This window comes from Glutamicibacter sp. BS14 (genome assembly GCF_056934375.1).
Map to the genome: position 1 here is coordinate 264,640 of NZ_CM167801.1, position 21,570 is coordinate 286,209.

Consider the following 21,570-nt stretch of genomic DNA (forward strand, 5'->3'; position numbering starts at 1 on the left):
GTTCTCCCTGCAGAACGTCGATACTTTGAGTAAAGGAGTCGGAAAATGTGGTGCCCCACAACGCCGAAGTTCAGCGTGGTGGGGCCAAGGGCCTACTTATTCCAGGTGGCGAAGTCCGCTTCGAGATTGCGGTCCCAAGGAGTGCCCAACGCACCGTCGAGGTAGCTCGCGTACCATTCGCGCACCTCATCGGAGTGGTAGGCCTCTTCCAGCGCCTTGCCCTTTTCGGTGTCCGTAAACCCTGGCTTTGCGCCGATGATGTTGATGTACGGGAGCGCTTCTTCTTCCTCTTCAAAGAGCAGTGCGTCCTTCGGGTTCAGTCCGATCTCGGCGCCGAGCCGGGCGAAAAGGAACCCGGCATCCACGTCAGGCAGGGTCTTTGAGAGCGACTGCTGATCTACCTCAACGAACTTGAAGCCCTTGGGGTTCTCCAGGATGTCGTTCTGCGACAAGTGAATCACGCTCTTGCCCTCAGCTACCTTCAGGACACCGGCCTTATCCAACAGGGCCAGCGCGCGTCCGTTGTTGGCGGTATCCACAGGCAGTGCGATGGTCGCACCGTTGGGCAGGTCCTTGATGTCGTCGTATTTCTTCGAGTACACGCCGGCAGGCGAGCTGTACATGTAGAAGGCCGGCTCCACGTCGACGTTCTGATCCTTCTTGAACTGTTCCAGGTAAGCGCCGTGCTGGAAGAAGTTGGCATCGTATTCGCCATTGGACACCACGTGGTTCGGCTGCACGATGTCGGTGACATAGGTAGCCTCCAGAGTCCAGCCCTTTTCGGCCAGCAGCTTCTGTGCGATTTTGGTTGGTTCCTGCGATGGGGCCGATTCGGTGACAATAACCTTGATGGTCTTGTCACCGGTGCCGGCGGCCTGTCCACCTGCCAGGCCGCAAGAAGCCAGCGCGAGGAGTGCGGCGGAGCCGGCGGTGAAAGTTAAGAAGGTGCGGCGAGAGAATGCCATGGTGTTGTCCTTTGCTGAAATGCGAGTTGAGCGGGTTTTGTGTTTAGCGCTTGTCAGCGGCGCGCGATAGCCGAGTTCCGACGAACTGAACTGCATGCACCAGCAGGATCATCAACACGATGGCTAGCAGCATGACTCCGGTTTCATAGCGGTAGTAGCCGTAGCGGATTGCGAAGTCGCCGATACCGCCTCCGCCGACCAGTCCGGCCATGGCCGAATACGAGATGAAGCTGACGGTCATGATGGTGATGGAAGACAGCAGTGCAGGCTTGGCTTCGATCAGCAGCACTTCACGGATGATCTGTCCCCGTGTGGCGCCCATGGCCTGCGCTGCTTCGACAACGCCATTGCCAAGCTGGCTGATGTTCTGCTCCACGAACCGGGCGAAATAGGGGATCGCGTTGATGGTCAGCGGAACGATAACCGCCGCGGTGCCAATGGTAGTTCCCACAACGAATCGGGTGAACGGGATGATGGCGATCAGCAGGATGAGGAATGGGAAGGAACGGATTGTATTGACCAGCCCGTCAACGATTCGGTGCAGTCGCGGACGTGGGCGCAAACCGTTGGGAGACATCGAGTAAAGCCAAATGCCCAGCGGGGTTCCCAGGAGAATCGCGATCGGGATGGAAACCAGCAGCATCGCAAAGGTCTGCGCCATGGCGACCCAGATTTCCGGGGCAAGTTCGATGATGCGGTCGAAACTGAAAGCTGCTGCGTTGCCGTTGCTCGTGGCTAGCACTACTGACGTGAAATTCATTGGTAATCCAGGTTCTCTATACGCGGGCTACGGTGGCAGCGACGGCTTGGTCCTGCTTTGGCTGGCGGTTAAGCGTGAGTTCGTCACTGATCAGGTAGCGGCCGATTGGCGTCACTGGTTCAAAGCCTGGTTCTCGCAACGAACTCAGGGCGAACTCTTCAACTACCGCTCCGTCTTCCATGACCGAAACCTTGTCGGCAATGGCCTTAATAACGTTCATCTCGTGGGTGACGATGACTGTGGTGATGCCAAGGCTGGCGTTGATGTCACTGAGGTATTGCAGCACCGACGTTGTCGTTCTAGGATCCACGGCACTGGTTGGCTCATCGCACAGCAGGACCTTGGGCTCGGTGACCAGCGCGCGGGCAATGGCGATGCGCTGTTTCTGGCCGCCCGAAAGCTGTCCTGGATAGGCGGCAGCCTTGTCAGCGAGGTCCACTATGGACAGCGCTTCCAGCGCACGTTCACGGCGTTGCTTTTTCGGAACACCAGCGAACTTCAGATTCAGCTCGACGTTCTGTTGCGCGGTGCGATTGTTCAGCAGGTTGAAGTGCTGGAAGATCATCCCGATCTCATGACGCTGCTTTCGCAGGTCTCCTTCACTGAGCCCGGTCAGTTCGACGCCATCCACGATGACCTGGCCCGACGTGGGACGCTGCAGCAAATTGATATTGCGCAATAGCGTTGACTTTCCCGCACCGGAAAATCCGATAATTCCATGGATGGTTCCGGCCTGGATTTCCAGCGAGACATCCTTGACGGCCGTGAATTGATCTTGGCCCTTGCCGAAGGCGGTCGTTACGTTTTCAAGACGAATCATCATCGCTCCCTTGGTGCTTGGTTATGCGGAGCGCACTTCGCGAAAATCATCTGCGTTCCACAGATTTTCCGTCGCGAAGTGAAAGTACTCCATCGGTTCTGGCTGTAGCACCGCTCCCTCTCGGGTGGTTGCTGCGACGTCGTTGAGCCAGATCTCTCAGTCGCTCTGGATGGTGTGCGTTCGGTTGTACGAGCCGAACAATTCAAGTCTGGAGTCCACGCCCGCAGGCCGGCAAACGTTACTTCAATCGGCGTCATCAAGTCATAGTCCGGACGGATCCACGCTGAAATCACGCAATAATCCACGTAGCAATCTGACACATTTCGCTACTTCCCCTCTTTGTGACGAAAGCCTTGCAGTTTCTGCCCATCTCTCGCTGGCTTGTGCCAGCAATCTTGGGTGGGGAATTCAGCGATGCCTACGGTGGTTGTAGCAGATGCAGACCAACGAGAGGACCCCATGAAGATCGCAATTACCGGTGCCACCGGACAGCTTGGAAATCTAGTCATCGACGCGCTGCTGGCGCGCGGGGCGAATGCCGCTGATCTGGTCGCCATTGGCCGCTCCGAGCAGAAGCTGGAACCGCTGGCAGGCAAAGGCCTGGAAACCCGCGTTGCCGATTACAACGCCCAGCCAACTCTCGTGTCCGCACTCGAAGGCATAGACAAGCTGCTGCTGATTTCGGCCAGCGAGGTGGGCCAGCGCGTTGCCCAGCATGAGAACGTCATCAATGCCGCCAAGCACGTGGATGTCTCGCTGATCGCCTACACCTCAATTGCCAACGCCCTGTCCGGCGGCATGAAGCTCGCCGAGGAGCACATCGCCACCGAACGGCTGCTGGCCGGATCCGGCATCGACTACGTGCTGTTGCGCAATGGATGGTACATCGAGAACTACACCGACCAGCTGATGGGCTACCTCAACAGCGGCACGGTGCTCGGTGCCGCCGGCGATGGCAAGATCAGCGCTGCCGCCCGTGCAGACTACGCGGATGCCGCTGCGGCCGTGCTGCTTTCCGAAGAAAACCAGAACGGCAGGATCTACGAGCTGGGCAGCGACAAGCCATTCACCCTCGCCCAGCTTGCTGGCGCGGTTGGCGCTGCCGCCGGCCAGGACATCGCCTACCAGGAAATGGATCCCGGGCAACTGGAAAAGATCTACGCTGATGCCGGCGTCCCCGGACCGTTCGCGCACATCCTCGTCGATACCGACATGCGCATTCGAGAAGGAGCGCTGGAAGTGGACTCCGGGGAGCTGGCTCAGCTGATCGGCCGCGCCCCGGCTTCCTTGGGCAAAGTCATCAAGGACAACCTGGACAAGTAGCCCAGGTGCACTAGGGTTCCAGCGGGCAGGCATTGGCGGCGATCGAGGCCGCGGTGCCTGCCCGCCGCTTTAACGCGTCACAACCCGGAATATTCGCGCGGCAATGCCGAAATTGCCGCGCAAACCCATGGTGCTGCGTGTCACAACCGTGCGGCGAGTTCCCGCTCCCGTAAATTTGCGCATACTTCATCCCCACCTGCAGAGGAGATCAAAGCATGCCACGAGTACGTTTAAGATCAGTTGCCTGCGCGGCAGCCATCGCCTTGGGCCTGGGAGCTTTCTCAGCGCTTCCGGCGAGCGCCGAACCACGGCACACCCAGAAGGACCCGACCGCCATCGGCACTGGAGGCGCAGTCTCGTCGGTCGATCCGGAAGCCACCGCTGCCGGCATCGAAATCCTGCGCAAGGGAGGCAACGCCGTCGATGCGGCTGTGGCAACCGCGGCGGCACTGGGCGTCACCGAACCCTATAGCGCAGGCATTGGCGGCGGCGGATACTTCATGCACTACGATGCGAAGTCGGGCAAGGTCAGCACCATCGACGGCCGCGAAACCGCACCGGCAGGCATTGCGCATGATGCATTCATCGATCCTGAAACCGGCGAGCCGTATAACTTCACCCCGGAACTGGTCACCAGTGGCGTGTCCGTGGGCGTGCCCGGGACCTTGGCCACGTGGCAGCGCGCACTGGATAATTGGGGTTCGCAGAACCTGAAACAGGTTCTGCGGCCGGCGACCCAGATCGCTTCACGCGGCTTTGTCATCGACGAGACGTTCCGCGAGCAGACCCTGGATAACAAGGAACGATTCGCCGCGTTCACCTCCACGAGCGAATTGTTCTTGCCCGGCGGAGATGCCCCGGAGGTCGGGAGCATTTTCAAGAATCCGGATCTCGCACACACCTACCTGATGCTGGCCAAGCAAGGCCTCCAGGGATTCTATGAGGGCGAATTGGCTGCCGAAATCGCCCTAACGGTGCAGGCTCCGCCAAAGAGCGAAGACACCGCCCTCCCGGTTCCCGCAGGGCAGCTGGGCACTGCCGACCTGGCCGGCTACGAAGTGGTGGAGCAGGCACCAACTAAGGTGGACTACCGGGGCTATGACGTCTTCGGCATGGCTCCTTCGTCCAGTGGCGGAACGACCATCGGCGAATCGCTGAACATTCTGGGCGAGTTCGATTTGCCAGCCATGGAAGAACCCGATGCCTTGCATCATTATTTCGAGGCAACTGCGCTCGCCTACGCTGATCGCGGCAAGTACGTCGGCGACCCCGCTTTCACCAACGTCCCGACCCAGACGCTGACGGACAAATTATTCGGTACGGATCGTGCTTGCGCCATTGATCCGGAGCAGGCTGCAACGAAGCCGGTCGCTCCGGGCGACCTTGAAAACTATGATGGCCAATGCCCCGCTGCCACCAGCGAACCGGTAGAAGAGCAGGATACGGAAAACATCTCCACCACCCATTTGTCGGTCGTGGATCGTTGGGGCAATGCCGTTTCCTACACTTTGACCATCGAACAGACCGGTGGCTCGGGCATGGTGGTTCCCGATCGCGGATTCTTGCTGAACAACGAGCTGACCGATTTCTCCACGGTGTACGACCCGCAGGATCCGAACCGCATTGAACCTGGCAAGCGCCCACGTTCCTCGATGGCTCCAACCATTGTCTTGCAGGACGGCGATCCGGTGCTGGCCATCGGTTCCCCCGGCGGTTCAACCATCATCACCACGGTTCTGCAGACCCTGGTGAACCGCATCGACCTGGGCATGAGCATCAGCGAAGCCATCGCCGCTCCGCGTGCTTCCCAGCGCAATACGGCCGCTGTCACCGCGGAACCGGAGTTTATCGAAGCCCACGGTTCCGCGCTCGAAGCCTTCGGCCACAAGCTCACGCCAGCTGGCGATTCCTTCACTCCGCAGGCGGAAATCGGAGCGGTTGAAGCGGTGGAAATCGCTGCCGATGGCACGCTCACCGCAGCGGCCGAGCCCACGAGGCGCGGCGGCGGTTCAGCCATGGTGCTGCAGCCAACCGAATAGGTCCGCAGGCAGACGGCGGCCCCCGGCAACTTCATTCGAAGGTGCCGGGGGGCCGCTGTCTGCTGCGCTAGCAGGCGATGCGCCTAGGCCTGCGCGGCCATCCGGTTGGAGATCTTGTACCGGGCTGCGCGGTGGGTGTCCTTCACGCGGTCGCCGGCGCCGAACATCTTGTGGCGCAGCGAGCCCTCGGTGTATTCGGTCTTGTAGACCCCGCGCGCCTGCAGCTCGGGAACCACGTACTCGACGATGTCCTCGAAGGTGCCCGGAGTGACAGCATAGGCGAGGTTGAAGCCGTCCACGTCGGTGTACTCCACCCAGTCGATAAGCTTCTCGGCTACCTCGGCGCCGGAACCAACGGAGACCGGGCCGAATCCGCCCACGCCGATCCATTCGGCCAGCTGGCGGATGGTCCACGGCTTGCCGGTATCGCCGCTGGCCTTCTTGAAGGTTTCCACCGAGGACTGGATGGCGTTGGACTTCACGTCGTCGCCGATGACATCGTCGGGGCCGTAGACGGACATGTCGATGCCGGTCCAGCCGGACAGCAGTGCCAGCGACCCCTCGATATCCACGTAGGAGCTGTAGTCCTGGAACTTCGCCTGGGCCAGTTCGGTGGTTTCGGCGGTAATGATGGTCTGCATGGCGAAGACCTTGATGTCGTAGCGGCCACGCCCGGCGGCCTCGGCAGCGTCACGGATCTTGCTGACCGCTTCCTTCAGCAGGTCGCGGGTGGGGCAATTGACGAAGATCGCTTCGGCGTTCGACGCGGCGAACTCGGTGCCGCGCTTGGAGGCGCCGGCCTGGTAGATCACCGGGGTGCGCTGGGTGGACGGCTCGGTGATGGCGATGCCCGGAACCTTGAAGTACTTGCCTTCGTGCTCGATCGGGTGCACCTTGGCCGGGTCGGTGTAGACGCCGGTGGCCTTGTCATTCTGCACCGCGTCGTCTTCCCACGAGCCTTCGAGCAGCTTGTAGACCACCTCGAGGTACTCATCGGCGTGGTTGTAGCGCTCGTCGTGCTCCATCTGGTCTTCCTGGCCCATATTGCGGGCGGCCGAGGGAAGGTAGCCGGTGACGACATTCCAGCCCACGCGGCCGTTGGTCAGGTGGTCCAGGGTGGCCAGGCGGCGGGCGAAAGCGTACGGGTGCTCATAGGCGGTGCCCGCGGTGACGCCGAAGCCGAGGTTCTCGGTCACGGCGGCCATGGCGGAAACCAGCATCATCGGGTCGTTGACCGGTGCCTGGGCGCCGGAGCCCAGCGGGGTGACGTTGGTGCCCTTGTACACGTCGTAGGTGCCCAGCACGTCGGCGAGGAACAGTCCGTCGAACTTCCCCTTTTCCAGCACCTTGGCCAGGTGCGTCCAGTAGCCCAGGGTGTTGTAGGTCGAGGCCTTGTCCTGCGGATGGCGCCACAGGCCCGGCGACTGGTGCACCACGCAGTTCATGTCGAATGCGTTGAATAGGATCTCGCGCTTGTTCTCGCTCATGGCTTTGCCCCCATAGGTCGGTAATCGTGGAAAGTTGCTGGTTTGCGTCGCAGGCCCTCAAGCCCGCTGGGTTGAATCTTCGCCGGTGACGGACAGCCGCTGCGGCTGGACCCCGTTGATCTCGTAGTCCCCGACGATGCGCGCCTTGTAGATCGCCGGGTTATGGGTGGCGATGGTGCGCGCATTGCGCCAGTGCCGGTCCAGGTTGCAGCCGCTTCTGGTGGACGAGGCTCCCAGTCCGTCGAAGAGCTTGCTGGTCACGCCGATGGCCAGTGGCTGCACCACGGTTTGCGCGCGGTTGGCGGCCAGCTCGCATACGGCGTAGCGTTCCTCGTCGTTCAGTCCCGGATCGCCCAGGGCCGCCTCGACTTCGAGTACCGCGCCGATCACCACGGAGTCGGCAGCGAAGGACTCCGCGGAAACTTCGCCCACCAGCTGGAGGACCTGGGGTTCCTGGTATACCGGCACCCCGGTTCCGGTGGTGAAGATGCGGGTGCGCGCCTGCACCGCGTGACGCAGGTCGTTCAATGCGGCGCGGGCGATGCCCGCCTGCACGGCCATGAGAACCAGCTGGAAGATCGCCGCTTCGGAGTCATTGGTCTGCTGCGGCATGAAGCAATCCACCGGGACCTGGTGGAATTCGGTGGTGCCGGTTCCGGTGAGGCCCTGGCCGAACCCATCCCAGTCGTCGAGGATCTTGACGCCGCTGCGCTGGGTGGAGACCACGGCGATCTGGCGGCCGGCGAGCTCCGGGTGGGCCACGGCAACGGTGGTCCAGTCGGCAAAAATGGTGCCGGTGCAGTAGTACTTTTCACCGTCGATCACCCAGCGCCCGTCCACGGTGCTGGCCTTGGTGTTCAAGGTGCCCAGGGCGTTGCCACCGCGTTCGGTGTAGGCGTTGCCGATAATCTGCCCAGCAGCGATGCGAGCGACCCACTTCTTGCGCAGCTCTTCGTCCTCCAGTGCCAAGACGTTCTCGACGAATGCGATATGCGCACGCCACAGCTGGCCTACGTGGGAGTCCGCCTCGGACAGCTCGATGAGCAGACGGAAGACATCCACCAGCCGTGCGCCGTAGCCCCCGTCGGCAACGGAAAGGCGCAGCGCACCGAAACGCTCGCGATTCAGCAGGCCTACCTGCTCGAAAGGAAGCACGCGGTTCAAGTCGCGGTCCTTGGCTGTCGCGGCGATCTGCGCAAAAACGGGACGGAAAATTTCGGCCAGCCGGTCGTATTGCTCATCCGCACTTGGTCCGGGGGTGATTTTCAGCAATTGCCTGGTCGGCAGCTGTTCTTCAAACTTGTCCAGGTCCATTGCGGTGGCCTGCGAAGGGTCACTGAGCTGGTTGAAGTCCAGTCCGAGGGCATTGTGCGATTCACCAATAGGCATCAGGGTTCTCAATTCTTTCCATCGGTCCTGGCGGTAGCACCGTCCCGCTATTGGGGTGGTTGCTGCGGCGTCGTGGAGCCAGATCTCTCAGCCGCTCTGGATGGGTCGTAATTCATTTGTAACGGTAATAAACCGGCGTTTCCAACCCGCGAAGTCACATTTCGTCCCAGTGCCGGCAGTGCCCATCTTCAAATTTCACAGCCTAATCCGCGTCCTGCCGAAGATGAGTTGCAAAGTTTTGCTTAATGTCGAGCAAACCGGCCTGCAATAAAATAAATAACGAAATTTCTGGGCAATGTGACGTAGTTGTCGAAGATTTTTTCATATTACGCAAGATTTGCGTTCAAATCGTTCGACTCGTTGTAATGGACACGTAACCATCCCGAGCGGCCGAGAGATCTGGCTCCACGACGCCGCAGCAACCACCTTTGGAGTTTTGCTCTGCAGGCCGGTGCTACCGCCAGGAACGATGGAGATGAACATGACTCTTTCCTTTGCAGCGCCCGAGGCAGCTCCCGTTGCCTCAGCTTCAAGCGCCCTGGACGTGCAGTTCAGCAACGTGTCGCGAACCTTCACCACCAAGATGGAAAGCCGCACCGTTCTGACCGATATCAACCTGCAAATTCCAGCAGGTCAAGTCGTGGCCATTCTTGGAGCCAGCGGTTGCGGAAAATCCACGCTGCTGCGTTCAGTATCGGGCTTGGACCACCCCACCACCGGCACCATCCGCACCGGCACCCGCGAGGTCACCGGCATCAACGAGTTATGCGCCGTTGCCTTCCAGGAGCCCCGGCTGCTGCCATGGCGCTCGGTTCGCCAGAACATTGCACTGGGCCTGGCACCGGAAACCGATAAGCGCGCCGGCAACTCGCTGATCGATGAGTTGATCGAGCTGACCGGTCTGAGCCATGCAGCCAGCTTGCGCCCACGCGAGATCTCCGGAGGCATGGCGCAACGGGTTTCGCTGGCTCGCGCGCTGGCTCGGCGCCCGGGTGTATTGCTTCTTGATGAACCCTTCGGCGCCCTCGATGCGCTGACACGCTTGAAGATGCAGGATCTGCTGCTCTCGATTCACGCATCGTTCCCCACCACTGTTCTCATGGTGACCCATGATGTGGACGAGGCGTTGACTTTGGCTGACCGCGTGATTGTTCTGGGGCGAGGCGCTGGGCATAGTGCAGCGGGCGTCATCGAGGATCTGTCCATCTCAGCTGTGCATCCACGCCGGCATACCGATGAAAAGTTCGTTGCAGATCGCCTGCACCTATTGCGCCTGCTCGGCGTCGACCCAACCAACCATTAGTCCCGGCCACGCCGTGGGTCCCGAACCATTCGTCCCCTTTGCCTTTTCACCTACACCGCTTGCACGCACAATTCTAGGATTCTCCATGCTTTTGAACCGTCTCACCCGCCGCACTGCATTGTCCGCCGCCGCCTTGATCGTTGGCGCAGTTGCCCTGACCGGCTGTGCTGGCGAAAACGCTACAGCCTCCTCGGATGGTCAGACCCTGTCCATCGACTTTGCCACTTACAACCCGCTGAGCCTGGTACTCAAGGAAAAGGGATGGTTGGAAGCAGCCGCCAAGGAGCAGGGCGTAAATGTCGAATGGATCCAGTCCGCTGGTTCCAACAAGGCCAATGAAGCCCTTCGCGCCGACGCAATCGATGTTGGTTCCACAGCCGGTTCCGCTGCGCTCCTGAACCGTTCGAACGGTGCACCCATCAAGACCATCGCACTGTATTCGCAGCCGGAATGGGCGGCCCTGGTAGTGGATAAGGACTCGAAAATCGAGTCCGTTGAAGATCTCGCTGGCAAGACCGTGGCCGCTACAAAGGGCACCGACCCATACTTCTTCCTGCTGCAGGCGCTGGAATCCGCGGGCTTGAGTGAAGCTGACATCAAGCTGCAGAACCTCCAGCATGCCGATGGACGTACCGCCCTGGCCAACGGCTCGGTTGATGCCTGGAGCGGTTTGGATCCGATCATGGCCGCTGCCGAAAAAGACGGCGCGCAACTGGTTTACCGGAACTTGGATTTCAACACCTACGGTGCGCTGAACGCTCGCGAAGACTTCATTGAGCAGAGCCCCGAACTCGCCCAGCTCGTTGTCGATGCCTACGAAAAGGCTCGTGGCTGGGCAGCTGACAATCCCGAGGAAACCGCAGAAATCCTGGCCGACGTAGCAGGGCTCGAACCAGGAGTTGCTGCCACCGTGATTGAGGAACGCTCCAATCTGGACGTTCCGGCAGTTCCCGACGCCAAATTCACTGGAGTCCTGAGCAAGATTGCTCCCACGCTGGTCGCTAGCCGCGATGTCTCGGAGCAGGAATCCGTTGATGAAGCTCTGGAAACCCTCATCGATGACCAGTTTGCCGTCAAGGCAGACGCAACAAAGATCTCCGGAGAGTAACCAGCCATGAGCCCCACTAACGTGGCTGGAACCCGCGGAAGCCAAACACCTGCCAAGCAGAAGGCCAGCATGGCCGCAACGATCCTGCGTGCCCCGAAATGGCTGCTTGCGCTGGTCTTGCCGCTGACCACCCTGGCTGTGTGGCAATTTGTCACCGTTACCGGAATCGTTGCTCCGTGGACACTGCCAACTCCGGGTTCAGTGGTTTCTGCTGCCATTGAGCTCTTCCAGGATGGCGAACTCGGAAAGCACATCGGCATCTCCACTCAGCGTGTTCTTCTCGGTTTCGCCTTCGGATCATTGCTGGGCTTGGCGCTGGGTGCGCTTGTCGGGCTGTCCAAATTGGCAGATGCATTTCTGGGACTGAGCATCAGCGCCCTGCGTGCAGTCCCTTCCTTGGCTTGGGTTCCGCTGCTGGTGCTCTGGATGAAAATGGGTGAAGATTCCAAGGTCACACTCGTGATCATTGGTGCCTTCTTCCCGGTCTTTACCACCGTCGCCTTGGCGTTGCGCCATGTCGATGCCCACCTGGTCGAAGCAGCCCGCGCCTTCGGGTTGAAGGGATTGAAGCTGCTGCGCACCGTCCAGCTGCCCGCAGTGGTCCCTTCGATCTTCTCCGGACTGCGTTTGGCACTAGCCCAAGCTTGGCTCTTCCTGGTCGCAGCCGAACTCCTCGGCGCGTCAATGGGCCTAGGCTTCTTGCTTACCGACTCGCAGAACAACGGCCGATTGGACCGCCTAATCATGACCATCGTGCTGCTGGCCGTCTTTGGAAAGATCACCGATGCCCTGCTGTCGATAGCAGAACGTTGGGCTATCAAGCGCTGGACCTGAAACCGGACCAGCTAGTACCCGCTGACAAAACTACCCCTCACCAAAGAAAGTTTGCGATGACCACCGAATTGGCAACAACCTCAACTCAAGTTTCAGAGGCAGCACGCCAGGAATTCTGGGACGAAGCGGCGAACCTCTTGGATTGGGACACCCCGTGGCACACCACCAGCCGCATCATTCCGGCCGATCCGGATGCCAAGCGCGGACCGGAAATTTCTTGGTACCTCGGCGGCAAGCTGAACGCCGCAGTGAACTGCGCCGACCGCCATGTAGCTGCGGGACGCGGCCAGAAGGTCGCACTGTATTTCGAAGGCGAGCCCGGAGACCGGGTAGCCGTCACCTACAAGAATTTGCAGGAGCGGGTCTCCCAGGCAGCCAACGCCTTGGAATCCCTGGGTGTGGTGAAGGGCGACCGCGTGGTCATTTACCTGCCGGTGCTCATTGAAACAATTGTCATCACCTTGGCTTGCGCCCGCATCGGCGCCATCCACTCGCTGGTCTTCGGCGGGTTCTCCGCCGAGGCGCTGAGGTTCCGCGTGGAGGACACCAAGGCAAAGGTCCTGGTCACCACCGACGGCCAGTTCCGCCGCGGCACTTCGGTTCCGGTCAAAGGCAACGCCGATGCGGCCGTTGCCGGAGAGAACGAAATCGAAAAGGTCCTGGTTATCCGCCGCACCGGCGACGAAATCCCGTGGACCGAAGGCCGCGACATCTGGTGGCATGAGGTGGTTGATACCCAGTCCACCGAGCACCATGCGCAGGCATTCGATGCGGAGACACCGCTGTTCATCATGTACACCTCGGGAACCACCGGCCAGCCGAAGGGCTTGGTTCACACCACCGGCGGGTACCTGACGCAGGCGGCCACCAGCTACAACCTGCTGTTCGCCAACCCGGACGAATCCCAGCGCGCCAAGGACGTGCACTGGTGCACCGCCGACCTCGCCTGGGTCACCGCGCATACCTACGAGATCTACGGCCCGTTGGCCAATGGCGTCACCCAGGTAATCTACGAGGGCGTCCCCAACGCCCCGCACCCGGGCCGCCACTTCGAGGTCATTGAACGCTACAAGGTCACCAGCTACTACACCGCTCCCACCTTGGTCCGCTCGTTGATGGGCTGGTTCCCGGACGGCATCCCCGCCCAGTACGATCTGTCCTCGGTGAAGATCGGCGGCACTGTGGGTGAAGCCGTCAATCCCGAGGCATGGAAATGGTTCCGCCAGCAGATCGGCCGGGACAGCGAAGCAGGACTGCCGATGGTTGACACCTGGTGGCAGTCCGAATCCGGCGCGACCGTGCTTTCTCCCCTGCCGACCGATGGACATTTCAAGCCAGGCTGCGCCGCACGCGCGCTGCCGGGCATCTCGGTGGACATTGTTGACGATGGCGGCCTGAGCGTGCCGGCCAACCAGCAGGGCAATATTGTCATTACGCGCACTGGTCCGTCGATGGCCCGTACTGTATGGGGCAACCCGACGCGCTACTACACCAGCTACTGGGAACAATACGTAGAGCAGGGCTGGTTCTTGGCTGGCGACGGTGCCCGCTTCGATGAGGACGGCGATATCTACATCCTGGGCCGCACCGACGACGTGATCAATATTTCCGGCCACCGGCTTTCCACCATTGAAATCGAATCGGCATTGGTCACCAACCCCGGCGTGGTGGAAGCCGGCGTCTGCCCGACCCCGGATTCCAAGACCGGGCACGCTGCAACCGCCTTCGTGGTACCGCTGGACAAGACGCTGGTTGCCGAGTCGCCTGACGAGCAGCTCGTTGCACGGCAGGCCGAATTCATTGCTGAACTCCGCAATACCGTCGCGGTGCAGATCGGCCCGATTGCCAAGCCGCGGGAAATCGTCTTGGTTCCAGATGTGCCCAAGACCCGTTCGGGCAAGATCATGCGCCGTGTGCTCACACAGCTGTTCGAGGGCACCACGCTCGGCGACACAACGAGCCTGCAGAATGAGCCGTGCATCCCGGAGATCAACGCGATCTGCCGCGCGCGCGGCTAAACGCTGCTCCCAGGCCCCTTGGGGTTAAACAAGTGAAGCTTCTTCCCCGGCGGGGAAGAAGCTTCATTTGATTTGCCGGTTAGGAATCCCCGGTCGTTGGCTTCTGGCTCTGGCCATCGGCCGCAGTGTCCTTGCCGTCCTTCACCGGGTCAGCGGCGGCTTCGGTGGCGAAGAGCTTCACTTCGGAGGCCTTGCCCTCGGCACTGACCAAAGGAATTTCGGTGGTCATCAAGCTGAACTGGCTGCCCTCATGGCGGTCAACCGCTTGGCCCACGGACTGCTCCAGGACCTTTCGAGCCACCTTGCCGCGAAGCACCAGCGGATCCTTGCTCAGGTCCTTCCACAACGCCACGCAGAGCAGGAGCATCACAATCACGAATGGCAGCGCCGAAACAATGGTGATGTTCTTCAGCCCGGTCAATGCCTCCGCCGGATGATCGCCGCCAGCCAGCAGCATCACCGCGGCCACAGCGCCGGTGGCCACGCCCCAGAAGATCACGGCCTTCTTGGATGGCTCTTCAGCGCCGCGTTCGCTGAGCGCACCCATCACGATCGAGGCCGAGTCTGCGCCGGTCACGAAGAAGATTGCAATCAGCAGCACGGTGACGACCATCAGCACGGTAGCCATCCAGCCCGACAGCGGGAGGCTGCCAAGCATGTCGAAGAGGATCAAATCGAAGTTGATGTCTGGTGCGCCATCAACAATGCTGGCCAGCTTTTCCCCGGTTTCCCCGGCGCGTTCAGCGCGTTCCTGAATACCGATGGCTCCGCCGCCGAAGATTGCGAACCAAATCAGGGTGACACTGGATGGAACAAGCAGCACGCCGGTGACGAACTGGCGAATAGTGCGGCCACGGGAAATGCGGGCGATGAACAAGCCTACGAATGGGCTCCAAGAAATCCACCATGCCCAGTAGAAGACAGTCCACGAGGACAGCCAATCAGACATTGCGCCATCGCCGGCAGCCGTACGCGAAGCCATCTCCGGCAAGTCGCCGATGAAAGCGCCAATGGCATTGGGAATGACGTTCAGGATGAACAGAGTTGGGCCGCCAATGAAAACGATCAATGCGATGACCAATGCCAATACCATGTTGGTGTTGGACAACCACTGGATACCTCGCTCGATGCCGGAAACGGCAGAAGCGACAAACAATGCGGTCAGAATGCCAATGATGATAACCAGAACGCCGGAGCCGACCTTCTCCATCATCCCGGTGGCCTGGATGCCGCCGCCAATCTGCAATGCGCCCAGACCCAGCGAACAAGCCGAGCCGAAGAGGGTGGCGATGATGGCCAGGATATTGATGGTGCGCCCGCCCCAACCATGGATGGCGCGGTCGCCGAAGATCGAGCTGAACATGGCTGAGAAAAGCTGGGGGCGTCCCAGCCGGAAGCTGCCATAAGCCATGCCCAAGCCAACGATGGCGTACATGGCCCATGGGAATAGGGTCCAGTGGAAGAGCGTGGTGCCCATAGCGGTGCTCAGGGCATCACTGGTGGAACCTTCCACCGTTCCCGGAGGAGGCGACATGTAGAAGTACAGCGGCTCGCCTACGCCGTAGAAGACCAAGCCGATGCCCATGCCGGTTGCGAACATCATCGAGATCCACGAGACCGTGGAGAACTTTGGCGTCTCGCCGTCCTTGCCCAGCGGGATGCGTCCGAAGTTCTTGGCCGCTACGACGATGGCGAAGACCGCGAAAACCGCGGCAGCGATGACAAAAAGCCAGCCAGTGTTGGTGATAACCCAATTAAGGGCCGCACTGGAGGCCTTGCCCAGCCCTTCCGGGGTAGCGAAACCCCAAATGATAAATGCCAGCGCTAGAACGCCGGCAATTCCGAATACCCAGTAATCCGTACCGGAAAGTGAGTACTTCTTAGGTCGTCTGTGACGAACTGAATGCAGTTCCTCGACGAGGTCTACGATTGATTGATCCGTCTGCTTCATTGCGTTCTTCCTTCACTGGTGAGATCCCGCGGAGAAGATCCGGGCGGAATCTGCCGAGCCATCGCCTCTCGAGTAAACGATCGCCATGCAGTGTGATTGATTGCGAATTGCTTTTCGGGTGTCGGTCCGTTGTGTCTAAATCTAGCGTTGGAGCAGCCTGAAAGAAACAGCTATTCTCCGCTGATATCCCGCGAATTATTTCTGCGAGTTGACCCGATTCAGCACGAATTTGACACGATAAATCCCAAAATGGGCCTTTTCCAGCATGGTCGACATCTCATCAAGGGTCAAATCTGTTCCTTGATTTCTCGCCATTTTCGGACCTCCGCCGCCCCAGGATCACGTTGTTTACGCTGGCATCACCATCTATGTGAGCTTCCTCGCCCCATGGAGTTTTCCACTCCTTGCCCCCGCGAAATCATCAAATGACCGGAAATATTCTTGGAGTCAAGATCGCTCATTATTGCCTTTCCTATTCCTGGTGAAATCTCTATGATTCCGCAATTTTTCTCCCCGGAAGCACGTCATGCCTGAACATGTCGGTTACGGAATACTTACTAATGAGCCATTGATTCAACCAGCGAACCGGGGTCCACCAACTTTTAACGTGAAATACACCGGAACTTATCTTGACTGATTCAAAATAAGCTGGCATGCTGGGTACATGACATCACAGGCAGGGATCGAGCAGGTGCTGAAGGCGGCATCGATGCGGGTCACGCAACCGCGCGTTGCGGTACTTTCCGCCGTCGCAGCGCACCCGCACGCGGATACCGAAACCATCATTTCGGCTGTCCGTGAAGATCACCCCAATGTGTCGCACCAAGCTGTCTACGATTCACTCAGGCTCTTCACGAAGCTGGGTGTCATTCGGCAGATACAGCCACAGGGCCATACCGCCCGCTATGAAGCCCGCGTTGGCGACAATCACCACCATGTGGTGTGCCGCCAATGTGGAAAGCTGGCGGACGTCGACTGCGCTGTCGGCGGCGCCCCGTGCCTGCATGCTTCCAATGACCACGGGTTCAGCATTGATGAAGCCGAAGTGATCTATTGGGGCACCTGCCCGGGTTGCCAGGCTGCGAACGCATAGTTGCTGTCTAAGTAAACCCCTAGATTTGCCATCGTCATCAGCGCAGCTGCTGTGCGATGGATAAAACCAGATAAACCCTAAACAATCCGGAAGGAAAGAGCACATGTCTGAGATGACTGCAGGTCAGTGCCCAGTAGTTGGCGGCGCGGGTCGAATTCACCCTACCCAGGGCAATGCCAACACCGAATGGTGGCCGAATAAGCTGAATCTGAGGATTCTGGCCAAGAACCAGCAGGTTTCCAACCCGCTGGACGAGAACTTCGACTACATTGAAGCCTTCAATGCCCTCGACTTGTCGGCAGTAAAAGCCGACCTGACTGAAATCATGACCCAGTCGCACGACTGGTGGCCAGCAGACTTCGGCCACTACGGCCCGTTCTTCATCCGCATGGCTTGGCACTCCGCAGGCACCTACCGCTCGCACGACGGCCGCGGCGGCGGCGGCGCAGGCCAGCAGCGCTTCGCTCCGCTGAACTCGTGGCCTGACAACGTTTCGCTGGACAAGGCTCGCCGCCTGCTGTGGCCAGTGAAGAAGAAGTACGGCCAGTCGATTTCCTGGGCCGACCTTATCCTGCTGGCTGGCAACGTGGCTCTGGAAGACATGGGCTTCGAGACCTTCGGTTTCGCCGGCGGCCGCAAGGACGTGTGGGAAGCAGATGACGATGTCTACTGGGGCCCGGAAAAGGTCTGGCTGGACAGCGAACGCTACACCGGCAAGCGAGACCTGGATGCTCCTCTGGCAGCAGTGCAGATGGGCCTGATCTACGTGAATCCTGAGGGTCCTGACGGAAATCCGGATCCGCTGGCCTCGGCCGTAGACATCCGCGAAACCTTCCGCCGCATGGGCATGAACGACGAGGAGACCGTCGCGCTGATCGCCGGTGGCCACACCTTCGGCAAGACCCACGGCGCGCATGCCGATGACAAGATCGGCCCGGATCCAGAAGCAGCTCCGCTCGAAATGCAGGGACTGGGCTGGAAGAACGGCCACGGCACCGGCAAGGGCGCGGACACCGTCTCCTCGGGTCTTGAAGTCACCTGGACCTACCACCCAACCCGCTGGGACAACGAGTTCTTCCACATCCTCTTCGCCTACGAATGGGAACTGTTCGAATCCCCAGCAGGCGCCAAGCAGTGGCGCCCGGTCAACAATGGCGGAGCCGGCTTGGTCCAGCCTGCATTCGAGACCTTGGAACACCGCGAGCCACGCATGCTTACCAGCGACCTGGCCCTGCGCTTCGACCCGGTCTACGGCCCGATCTCCAAGAACTTCAAGGAGAACCCAGACCAGTTCGCAGACGCCTTCGCCCGCGCATGGTTCAAGCTGACCCACCGCGACATGGGCCCGAAGTCCCGCTACTTCGGCCCAGAGGTTCCTGCTGAGGACCTGCTCTGGCAGGATCCACTGCCAGCAGCTCCGCAGACCACCTTGGGTGCAACTGAAGTTGCCGCACTTAAAGCCCTGATCAACGATTCGGGATTGACCGTCCAGCAGCTGGTATCCACGGCTTGGAAGGCCGCTTCGACCTTCCGCACCTCGGATAAGCGCGGCGGCGTTAACGGCGGCCGCATCCGCCTGGAACCACAGGTCTCCTGGAGCGTGAACCAGCCTGAACAGCTCAAGCCGGTAATTGCCAAGCTGGAAGAGATTGTTGACAACTTCAACGCCACTTCCGGGATCAAGGCTTCCTTCGCGGACGTCGTTGTCCTAGCCGGCAACGTCGGAGTCGAGCAGGCAGCCCTGGCAGCTGGCCAGCAGGTCGAGGTTCCATTCACCCCGGGCCGTGTAGACGCAACCCAGGAGCAAACCGACGTTGACCAGTTCGCATGGCTGGAACCAGTTTCCGACGGATTCCGCAACTACGACTCGGGCTTCGTCAAACTGCCTAGCGAGTACTTGCTGATCGACCGCGCGAATCTGCTGGGCCTCTCGGCACCGGAAGCTACCGTACTGCTCGGTGGACTGCGCGTCATCGGCAATAACTGGGACGGCTCCAACTTGGGCGTCTTCACCGACACCCCAGGCGCGTTGACCAACGACTTCTTCGCGAACCTGCTGGAGCTGGGGTTGGAATGGACCCCGTCCGCTGACGAGCAGACCTACACCACCACCGATGGCCGCTGGACCGGCAGCCGCGTGGATCTGGTCTTCGGTGCCAACTCCGAGCTGCGTGCACTGGCCGAGGTTTACGCTTCGGATGATGCCAAGGAGAAGTTCGTCAATGACTTCGCCTCCGCTTGGGCCAAGCTCATGGACGCAGATCGCTTCGAACTGCGCAGCAAGTAGCAGCTGCTGGGCTGCAAGCCCGTAGCAATTAGTGCTGGGCTGCTGCTTCCCGCAAGGGAGGCAGCAGCCCAGCACTTGTTTCATGCGGGAACTGCCCGTCAGAACAGCGTCGCGGCGCCGCTGGCGAAGTCCGGGTTCTCCAGCTTCAGCAGCTCGGACTTGGCTTCCAAGCCTCCCAGGTAGCCGCCCAATGAACCATCGGTGCGCAGCACCCGATGGCAGGGCAGCACGATGGGAATCGGGTTGGTGGCGCAGGCTGAACCGACGGCCCGCACCGCTTTCGGCTTGCCGATCTGCTGCGCCAGCTGGGCGTAGCTCAGGGTACGCCCGTAATCGATATGACCCAGCTCCAGCTGCACCTGGCGGCGGAACTCGGTGGAGAGCTGCAAGTCCACCGGAAGATCGAAGCCATGCCGCTGGCCCGCGAAATACTCATCCAGTTGCCGGACGGCACCATCCAAGCTCGACTTGTCGCGCAGGATCCGCGGGCTGAGCCTTTCCGAGAGCACCTCCAGAATCCGGTCATGGCCTTCGGATTCAAAAGCGACCCGGACCAGCCCGGCATCGGTACTGGCCAGCAGCAAGGCCCCCACGGGGCTATCGACCACGCGATAGGCAACATCAACAAGTTCCCGTGCACGGGCCCGTTCAACGAGCCGGTCCTGCAGCGAGTCGAGGACTTGCGCTTCAGCGGCCGTAGCCTGCTGCCGATAATTTTTTCCGTTCATGGCTGCTCCCGCCATAGTTCTTGGTCATCCATCCGGGCCCGCAGATTCTTGATCCCATCGGCGCCCGAACGCCGGGCGGCAGCTTCGGTGCCGGAAAGGATTCCGGCAATTTGCGCGTAGCTCATTCCGCCCAGGTAGCGGTAGGCCACCACCTGCCGCTGCTTGCCAGGAAGCTGGTTCACCTCATGCCACAGCTGCAGGTTTTCCAACTGCAGATCCGGCCGTTGGGCCGATGGGGCCAGGCTGTCCACGTCTTGGCCGATGAGGATTTCCGGCTTGTTCCTGCGCAACTCGTCAATGGCTTTGTTCCGGGCAATACGCACTAGCCATGCCAGGACATTGGCGTCCTCCGGCAGTTGCGGGTACGCCTTGAGCGCGGCAAGGAACGTTTCGGACCAGGCGTCTTGCGCGCGATGCTCATCAAGCAGGGCACGGCAAACGCGCAGGACGTTCAGTCCATAGTCCTGGACTATCCGCTCGAACGGTGCTTGCATGGCTCTCCTGGAATTTTGCGCCTTCATGGCTTCTCACCATGTAAACGTACGAGGAGACCATTTTGTGAGGCGTGAACGAAAAAAATTCCTTCACGCAGATACCCATGGATTCCTAGAATGCCACCAGATCCAATTCGCTGGCGATCTGCTCAAGGCGGATCAATTCCAGGTGGAGCATTTCGCCATTTTCCACGCCTTGGGGATCCGTGGTTCCGGCCAATGCGTCGCGGATGGTGCGCATGGTGGCCCCATGGCTGACAATCATGACCTTGCGCCCGGCATGCCTGCTGGCCAAGTCCAGCAGCGCTGGCACCGTACGGCTCAAGATCTGGGCACGCGGCTCACGCAGGTCCTTGGCAGCAGCCGATTCCGCTTCGCTGACCTCGGCCATGATCCGGCCTTCCAGCGGGCCGAAGCCGCGTTCAATGAGTTCCGGAACGGCGTTCCCCGTCTCGGCCCCGATCTGCTGGGCAATCAGCGAGGCAGTTTCCCGGGCACGTTCCAAGGGCGAAGCAAGTACCAGCGACCAGTTCTGGCCGATCAGCTGGCGCCCGACCTCGCGAGCTTGTTCGCGCCCGGTATCGTTCAACGGGATATCGGTACGCCCCTGCAGGCGCCCTGCAAGGTTCCAATCGGTCTGCCCATGTCGCACCAGTGCCAGCGAAGTATCCATGACTCCAGCCTAACCGGGGTAATAGTTATCGAAGAATCTCCGATAACAGCTCCAATACGCAACGTTACGACTCATAGTTGGGTCACGAACGGTCATGTTGCGAAGATTATTACACCATCCCGAGCGGCTGAGAGATCTGGTTCGATGACGCCGCAGCAACCTGCCACATCCGGTGGTTACGGTGCTACCGCCAGAAACGATGCAGCCGCCTACCCGTTGGACCACAGCAGGAAGCGACATTGATTCCGGGATTCCTGCCTCGATCGCGGCCCGCCCTGCGGTGCCCGCGAAACCCCAA

17 protein-coding genes and 4 riboswitches are annotated in these 21,570 nt (G+C 60.4%); of the genes, 8 read left to right on the forward strand and 9 right to left on the reverse strand.

What is annotated here, in order from left to right; all coding sequences use genetic code 11:
- Positions 1-92: 92 nt before the first annotated feature.
- From AC1Z36_RS01255 to AC1Z36_RS01265, 3 genes are read right to left on the reverse strand one after another with little or no spacing between them, the layout of a single operon-like run.
- Positions 93-965: a MetQ/NlpA family ABC transporter substrate-binding protein gene (locus AC1Z36_RS01255; protein ID WP_332488386.1), complete on the reverse strand. Its 873-nt coding sequence runs from the start codon at positions 963-965 to the stop codon at positions 93-95.
- A 43-nt stretch (positions 966-1,008) separates the two neighbouring features.
- Positions 1,009-1,725 carry a methionine ABC transporter permease gene (locus AC1Z36_RS01260; protein ID WP_105657960.1) on the reverse strand — a complete coding sequence of 239 codons (717 nt, stop codon included), beginning with the start codon at positions 1,723-1,725 and terminating at the stop codon, positions 1,009-1,011.
- A gap of 16 nt (positions 1,726-1,741) precedes the next feature.
- A complete protein-coding gene (locus tag AC1Z36_RS01265; protein ID WP_286134248.1) occupies positions 1,742-2,548 on the reverse strand; it encodes a methionine ABC transporter ATP-binding protein in 807 nt (268 codons plus the stop codon).
- An 83-nt stretch (positions 2,549-2,631) separates the two neighbouring features.
- Positions 2,632-2,721: riboswitch (SAM riboswitch) on the reverse strand.
- Positions 2,722-3,004: 283 nt separating this feature from the next.
- On the opposite strand from AC1Z36_RS01265, the gene AC1Z36_RS01270 reads away from it, so the two are divergent.
- Positions 3,005-3,868: an NAD(P)H-binding protein gene (locus AC1Z36_RS01270; RefSeq protein WP_332488383.1), complete on the forward strand. Its 864-nt coding sequence runs from the start codon at positions 3,005-3,007 to the stop codon at positions 3,866-3,868.
- Positions 3,869-4,083: 215 nt separating this feature from the next.
- Positions 4,084-5,907, forward strand: a complete 1,824-nt coding sequence (ggt, locus tag AC1Z36_RS01275) for a gamma-glutamyltransferase (protein ID WP_483561575.1) — start codon at positions 4,084-4,086, stop codon at positions 5,905-5,907.
- An 83-nt stretch (positions 5,908-5,990) separates the two neighbouring features.
- Here ggt and AC1Z36_RS01280 read toward each other — a convergent pair whose 3' ends face one another.
- A complete protein-coding gene (locus AC1Z36_RS01280; RefSeq protein WP_332498882.1) occupies positions 5,991-7,394 on the reverse strand; it encodes an LLM class flavin-dependent oxidoreductase in 1,404 nt (467 codons plus the stop codon).
- Between the two features lie 57 nt (positions 7,395-7,451).
- Positions 7,452-8,783, reverse strand: coding sequence for an acyl-CoA dehydrogenase family protein (locus tag AC1Z36_RS01285; RefSeq protein WP_483561576.1), 1,332 nt, complete (start codon positions 8,781-8,783; stop codon positions 7,452-7,454).
- A gap of 15 nt (positions 8,784-8,798) precedes the next feature.
- Positions 8,799-8,890, reverse strand: a riboswitch (SAM riboswitch).
- A 267-nt stretch (positions 8,891-9,157) separates the two neighbouring features.
- Positions 9,158-9,259, forward strand: a riboswitch (SAM riboswitch).
- Between the two features lie 5 nt (positions 9,260-9,264).
- Between AC1Z36_RS01285 and AC1Z36_RS01290 the strand changes: the two genes are divergently transcribed.
- The 4 genes from AC1Z36_RS01290 (at position 9,265) to acs (ending at position 14,046) form a co-directional block, all read left to right on the forward strand.
- Complete coding sequence (locus tag AC1Z36_RS01290; RefSeq protein WP_332488317.1) at positions 9,265-10,086, forward strand: ABC transporter ATP-binding protein; 822 nt, start codon at positions 9,265-9,267, stop codon at positions 10,084-10,086.
- An 85-nt stretch (positions 10,087-10,171) separates the two neighbouring features.
- The gene (locus AC1Z36_RS01295) at positions 10,172-11,194 is read left to right on the forward strand and encodes an aliphatic sulfonate ABC transporter substrate-binding protein (protein ID WP_332488319.1); all 1,023 of its coding nucleotides are present in this window, start codon (positions 10,172-10,174) and stop codon (positions 11,192-11,194) included.
- A gap of 69 nt (positions 11,195-11,263) precedes the next feature.
- The gene (locus tag AC1Z36_RS01300) at positions 11,264-12,028 is read left to right on the forward strand and encodes an ABC transporter permease (protein WP_388024657.1); all 765 of its coding nucleotides are present in this window, start codon (positions 11,264-11,266) and stop codon (positions 12,026-12,028) included.
- A 56-nt stretch (positions 12,029-12,084) separates the two neighbouring features.
- Positions 12,085-14,046, forward strand: a complete 1,962-nt coding sequence (gene acs, locus AC1Z36_RS01305; protein ID WP_332488322.1) for an acetate--CoA ligase — start codon at positions 12,085-12,087, stop codon at positions 14,044-14,046.
- Positions 14,047-14,125: 79 nt separating this feature from the next.
- Here acs and AC1Z36_RS01310 read toward each other — a convergent pair whose 3' ends face one another.
- On the reverse strand, positions 14,126-15,997 hold the full coding sequence (locus tag AC1Z36_RS01310; RefSeq protein ID WP_332488324.1) for a BCCT family transporter: 1,872 nt from the start codon (positions 15,995-15,997) through the stop codon (positions 14,126-14,128).
- 664 nt (positions 15,998-16,661) lie between these two features.
- On the opposite strand from AC1Z36_RS01310, the gene AC1Z36_RS01315 reads away from it, so the two are divergent.
- Both AC1Z36_RS01315 and katG read left to right on the forward strand, forming a co-directional pair.
- Positions 16,662-17,090 (forward strand): Fur family transcriptional regulator, encoded by a 429-nt coding sequence (locus AC1Z36_RS01315; protein WP_105657951.1) that lies wholly within the window; start codon positions 16,662-16,664, stop codon positions 17,088-17,090.
- 103 nt (positions 17,091-17,193) lie between these two features.
- Complete coding sequence (gene katG / locus AC1Z36_RS01320) at positions 17,194-19,377, forward strand: catalase/peroxidase HPI (RefSeq protein ID WP_105657950.1); 2,184 nt, start codon at positions 17,194-17,196, stop codon at positions 19,375-19,377.
- A gap of 98 nt (positions 19,378-19,475) precedes the next feature.
- Here katG and AC1Z36_RS01325 read toward each other — a convergent pair whose 3' ends face one another.
- The 3 genes from AC1Z36_RS01325 to AC1Z36_RS01335 form a co-directional block, all read right to left on the reverse strand.
- Positions 19,476-20,105, reverse strand: coding sequence for a methylated-DNA--[protein]-cysteine S-methyltransferase (locus AC1Z36_RS01325; protein ID WP_332488328.1), 630 nt, complete (start codon positions 20,103-20,105; stop codon positions 19,476-19,478).
- A complete protein-coding gene (locus AC1Z36_RS01330) occupies positions 20,102-20,599 on the reverse strand; it encodes an RNA polymerase sigma factor (RefSeq protein WP_332595234.1) in 498 nt (165 codons plus the stop codon). Before AC1Z36_RS01330 ends, AC1Z36_RS01325 begins: the two co-directional genes overlap by 4 nt.
- A 112-nt stretch (positions 20,600-20,711) precedes the next feature.
- The gene (locus AC1Z36_RS01335) at positions 20,712-21,272 is read right to left on the reverse strand and encodes a histidine phosphatase family protein (protein ID WP_404598732.1); all 561 of its coding nucleotides are present in this window, start codon (positions 21,270-21,272) and stop codon (positions 20,712-20,714) included.
- 111 nt (positions 21,273-21,383) lie between these two features.
- Positions 21,384-21,478: riboswitch (SAM riboswitch) on the forward strand.
- Positions 21,479-21,570: the final 92 nt, after the last annotated feature.